Genomic DNA, 5,003 nt, shown 5'->3' on the forward strand with positions numbered 1-5,003 from the left:
CCAAGGAGTCCAAGTGGATACATGAGTGAGAGGTTTCCGGCTGAGATATGTACCCAGGGAGTTCACGTGGATACATGAGTGAAGGTTTTCCGCCCGAGATATGTACCCAGAGAGTGCAAGTGGATACATGAGTGAGAGGTTTCCGCCCGAGATATGTATCCAAGGAGTCCAACGTGGATACATGAGTGARAGGTTTCCGGCTCGAGATATGTATCCAGAGAGTGCAAGTGGATACATGAGTGAGATTCCCGCCTGAGATATGTATCCAGAGAGTGCAGGTGGATACATGAGTGAAGGTTTGCCGCCCGAGAAATGTATCCAAGGAGTCCAAGTGGATACATGAGTGAGAGGTTTCCCGCCCGAGATATGTATCCAAGGAGTCCAAGTGGATACATGAGTGAGAGGTTCCCGCCCGAGATATGTATCCAAGGAGTCCAAGTAGATACATCAGTGAGAGGTTTTCGGCTGAGATATGTATCCAAGGAGTCCACGTGGATACATGAGTGAAGGTTTTCCGCCAGAGATATGTATTCAAGGAGTCCAAGTGGATAAATCAGTGAGAGGTTTTCGGCTGAGATATGTATCCAGAGATTGCAGGTAGATACATGAGTGAAGGTTTTCCGCCTGAGATATGTACCCAAGGAGTCCAAGTGGATACATGAGTGAGAGGTTTCCGGCTGAGATATGTACCCAGAGAGTGGAAGTGGATACATGAGTGAGAGGTTTCCGGCTGAGATATGTACCCAGAGAGTGCAGGTGGATACATGAGTAAGGGGATTAGGTTGAGACATGCTTCTAAAGGGTTCGAGTAGCACAGAGTAAGAGTTTTTTGCTTGAAATATATCTGTGCAATGACACAGGTCATTAATTAAAACCCAATAATTAAGCTTAGCTTGCTTTCCGAGGCCAAACAAACTTCTGTAATTTTCTGCCTCCAAGCTGTTAGACAATTCAATAGAATTAGAATATGTTATACTGAAAAAGGATGTAAACGAATTCAAGATTAAAAGGAAGGTGTACAATATGTTAAAAGAACAACAAGTGAGAGATTTATTATATAAAATTAAAGATCCATTCTTACATAAAACACTTGAGGAAACCAACGGTGTTGTTGAAGTAAGTGTCAAAGAAGAGAAAAGCCATGTCAGCGTAAAAGTCGCGATAGCCAAGACAGGGACAGCTGAACAGATGAAGATGCAGCAGGAAATCGTCAAAATCTTAAAGGAAAATGGTGCGGAAACAGTCGGAATTCGATTTGCCGATCTTCCCCCTGAAGAGCTTGAGAAACATAGGGGAGCCCAGCCGGAAGCAGACGGCGAATCGGGAAGCCTGCTTTCACCTGGAAGCAAGACAACCTTTATCGCCATCGCGAGCGGAAAAGGCGGAGTAGGAAAATCAACAGTTGCCGTTAATCTGGCTGTTTCACTGGCACGTGCAGGCAAAAAGGTCGGATTGGTGGATGCAGATATCTACGGATTCAGTGTTCCGGATATGATGGGGATAGTAAAAAGACCTGTCGTCCGTGGTGAAAAGATCATTCCGGTAGAAAGATTTGGAGTGAAGGTTATTTCCATGGGCTTCTTTGTAGAAGACAATGCGCCTGTCATTTGGAGAGGACCAATGCTTGGCAAGATGCTCAATAACTTTTTTGGTGAAGTAGAGTGGGGAGAGCTGGATTACCTTCTGCTTGACCTGCCGCCGGGAACAGGGGATGTAGCTCTTGATATACACACGATGCTTCCTCAGTGTAAAGAGATCATTGTGACCACTCCTCACCCTACAGCGGCTTTCGTTGCTGCGCGTGCGGGAGCAATGGCACTGAGCACAGATCACGAAATTCTGGGTGTCATCGAGAACATGTCTTATTTCGAAAGCAAAACGACCGGCGAGAGGGAATACGTCTTTGGAAGGGGAGGCGGCGAGAAGCTCTCTGAAGAACTTAGAACAGAACTTCTTGGGCAGCTTCCGCTTCAACAGCCTGACTGGAATGAAGACGACTTTGCGCCATCCGTATATGACGTGGATCACCGCATAGGTAAAATCTATGGTGACATTGCGCATAAAGTGATTAATTTGTTGTCTTAGAGTATAAAAAAGAGCGGTGAACTTATAGGGTTCACTGCTCTTTTTATTGACAAAATAAATCAGGCTCCGCCTTCACCTTCGCTGCCGGATTCTTCAGAGCCGCCGCCAGACTCTCCACCACCGCTTTCACCGCCGCCTTCTTGTCCTTGTTCTCCGCCTTGGCCTTTCATTTCACCCGCTGCTTTAAGCAGGATATCTTGCATTTTGGCTTTGAATAATGGGCTTTCAAAGGTTTCGGTAATAACCTGCTGAAGATGTTCTCTGTACTCCTTGCTCTTCAGCGTTTCCCCGATTTCCTTTTGGATTTCAGGGTCTTTAAGAATGTCCATGACCATCCCTTGGTATTCCGGGTCTTTCATCAGGTCTTTTAAAAGCTTCTCATTTTCGCTCTTCATGCTCTTAGCCATCTGTTCAGCAAATTTAGGATCCTCAAAGGATTTTTTCCAAAATTCGCTTCCTTTTTCGGAGGTAAGGGTGGACACGATGGTTTCTTTTACAATACCTTCATCCATGATCAGCTGCTGTTTTACTTTTTCGTCTGTAATGATTTCCTGGATCGCTTTCTTTCCATCATCTGTCTTTAGTATATCAACAACCATTTTCTTGGTTTCATCATAGTCAGGCTGGCTTGCGCTTGCTTGGCCGCCTCCACCACCGCCACAGGCAGTAAGAATAAGGAGCGGCAATATTAACAAAAGTAAGGATAGTTTTTTCATTTTAAAGCCCCTTTCACTTCAAAATATCCCTACAATTAATATGAGTTAAACGAAAAAAATATACCGAAGGAAAAGTTGATGTGGATTTTTTAAATGCTCGTTTGGTACAATCAAGGAAGTGCAAAAAATTGTAATGGAGGCATTTTTTAAGTGACTATCCGGAATTGGATTCGATTATTTTTCTCCACGCTTATGATAGGTGGACTTGTTACTGGTATTTCAGGATTAATATTAAGGTGGGATGAATTCGCACCATGGTTCAGCGACTTTGAAATTGGAAAAGTCATATCTGTATTTTTATGGCTGGTAGTGGTCGGCTTTACATTTAGTGTCATCAGCCAAATGGGCTTTTTTGCATATTTGACCATCCATCAATTTGGATTGGGGATGTTCCGTTCCTTTTGGAAGACGGTACAAATTGTTATCACTCTTTTCGTTCTGTTTGATCTGATTTATTTCCGCTTTGACGGCTTTATGGTTGATGGAGAAATTAAGCCATCTTATATCATTTTATTTTCTTTGATTGTCGTAACAGGGCTGGTTGTTGCTTATTTAAAGAACAAGCAGTCCGGGCAGAACACATTTGTCTCTGCCATATTCTTCATGGTGGTTGTTACGGTGCTTGAATGGCTGCCGGTGCTTCAAGCAAAAGAAAGCAAGTGGCTTTTCCTGATGCTGTTTGCCTTGCTGGCTTGTAATGCTTATCAATTGCTCGCTCTGCCGAAATTCAACAAAAGGTCAGAGGAAGAGAGAAAGAGTAAAAACTAAAAAGAGGACTGATCCGTTTTAGCCGGATCAGTCCTTTCGTTTATTTAAGGAACTAATGTTGTCTTTGTTTTTCCATTCGCGATCATTTCAGACACGCTTATGAAGTCCCCTTTAGATTTCAGTGACTTTACAATTTCCGGAAGTGCCTTTTCCGTTTGTTTGGCAGAATCAGAAGCATGAAGGAGGACGATGTCTCCTTTTTTAGCGGAGGAAACATTCTCTACAATTTGTTCAACTCCGGGATTGGTCCAGTCTTGGGAATTCACGCTCCAATGAACGACCGTATATCCTAGTTTATCTGCTATCGATAGAACCCTCTTATCGAAATGGCCAGTCGGCATTCTTAGGAGGTTGACATCCTTAATGTTCAGCTTCGTAAATACTTCCTGTGCTTTCTGTAAATCCTGGATCACTTTAGCATCGTCCATATCGCTGTAATCCTTATAAGCATAGCCGAGACTGCCGATTTCATATCCTTGTTTATTGATTTTTTCTACTATATCCGGATGCCTTTCCGCCCAAGCTCCCGAAAGGAAGAAGGTAGCGGATTGAACTCCCTGTTTTTCGAGCTCTTCAAGAATTGGTTCTGTTTTTTCATCACCCCAACCCACGTTGAATGTAAGTGAGACGCCCTTATCTCCTTTATAAATGGCCTTGGGTCCTTCTTCGGTTGAGAAGACAGGCAATGCAGAAAGGCTCCCTGTAAAAATAAATAAAGCGGTGAAGAAAGAAATAACCAGAATAAGAACACCCTGTTTTACTTTCCGGGCATTTAATGTGTAAAAAACATTCATACTATCCCTCCAAGAGACGATTTCCTGTTCTAACATATGCATGTCCGAAGAAAAAATATTACAGAAAAAATGAAATGATGATTATAAATTAGACTCTTTTGGAAAAAACTACAAATACAACATTGAAGGGGTGACAGTTTTGCTGGGATTTCTTATTAATGAAAGAGAGAGACAGGAAATCGAATACTTATTAAAGAGAGAAATGGATGAGATACTGTTTGATTTAAAAGATTCCAGAATTGATCATATTGTAAAAAGAGCAATGGATGAGAGATATAAAATATTATTTACTTTGTTTAAAAGAGTTGCCTCTCACAAAGAATGCCTTAAGTACATGAAGACCAAAAAGCTGCAGCAGGAAAGATAGAATGATACGGGAAAAACGGACAAGCGTGGGTCAATAATTTTTTGTGAAGAACCGTTGACTTTCAATTAGCATCCTGATATATTATTAAACGTCGCTGTTTTACGACAGTGATTCACAAAAAACACATTTTAAAAACTTCAAAAAAGTTGTTGACTCAGCTTGATGAAAATGGTAAGATAATTAAGTCGCCAAAAACGAGCGGCGAAAGATTGAACCTTGAAAACTGAACAAAACAAGACAAACAAAACGTCAACGTTAATCTAGTAAGAACAT

General features: G+C 42.0%; 5 protein-coding genes. 3 read left to right on the forward strand and 2 right to left on the reverse strand.

The window, feature by feature from the left end; translation table 11 throughout:
• Window positions 1–1,023: 1,023 nt before the first annotated feature.
• A complete protein-coding gene (locus B9Z54_RS16400; RefSeq protein ID WP_113929421.1) occupies window positions 1,024–2,085 on the forward strand; it encodes a P-loop NTPase in 1,062 nt (353 codons plus the stop codon).
• Window positions 2,086–2,144: 59 nt separating this feature from the next.
• On the opposite strand, the gene gerD is transcribed toward B9Z54_RS16400, so the two are convergent.
• Window positions 2,145–2,801, reverse strand: a complete 657-nt coding sequence (gene gerD / locus B9Z54_RS16405) for a spore germination lipoprotein GerD (RefSeq protein WP_113929422.1) — start codon at window positions 2,799–2,801, stop codon at window positions 2,145–2,147.
• A 150-nt stretch (window positions 2,802–2,951) separates the two neighbouring features.
• On the opposite strand from gerD, the gene B9Z54_RS16410 reads away from it, so the two are divergent.
• On the forward strand, window positions 2,952–3,569 hold the full coding sequence (locus B9Z54_RS16410) for a KinB-signaling pathway activation protein (RefSeq protein ID WP_113929423.1): 618 nt from the start codon (window positions 2,952–2,954) through the stop codon (window positions 3,567–3,569).
• Window positions 3,570–3,613: 44 nt separating this feature from the next.
• On the opposite strand, the gene pdaB is transcribed toward B9Z54_RS16410, so the two are convergent.
• Window positions 3,614–4,363 (reverse strand): polysaccharide deacetylase family sporulation protein PdaB, encoded by a 750-nt coding sequence (gene pdaB / locus B9Z54_RS16415; protein ID WP_113929424.1) that lies wholly within the window; start codon window positions 4,361–4,363, stop codon window positions 3,614–3,616.
• A gap of 139 nt (window positions 4,364–4,502) precedes the next feature.
• Here pdaB and B9Z54_RS16420 point away from each other — a divergent pair, with 139 nt between their 5' ends.
• The gene (locus tag B9Z54_RS16420; RefSeq protein ID WP_113929425.1) at window positions 4,503–4,730 is read left to right on the forward strand and encodes a hypothetical protein; all 228 of its coding nucleotides are present in this window, start codon (window positions 4,503–4,505) and stop codon (window positions 4,728–4,730) included.
• Window positions 4,731–5,003: the final 273 nt, after the last annotated feature.

The organism is Bacillus sp. P14.5, assembly GCF_003316765.1.
GTDB lineage: Bacteria > Bacillota > Bacilli > Bacillales > Bacillaceae_B > Rossellomorea.

Bases quoted from the DNA above. Each gene is read 5' to 3' on its own strand.
- B9Z54_RS16400 (WP_113929421.1), top strand. From the start codon at position 1,024: ATGTTAAAAGAACAACAAGTGAGAGATTTATTATATAAAATTAAAGAT.
- gerD (WP_113929422.1), bottom strand. From the start codon at position 2,801: ATGAAAAAACTATCCTTACTTTTGTTAATATTGCCGCTCCTTATTCTT.
- pdaB (WP_113929424.1), bottom strand. From the start codon at position 4,363: ATGAATGTTTTTTACACATTAAATGCCCGGAAAGTAAAACAGGGTGTT.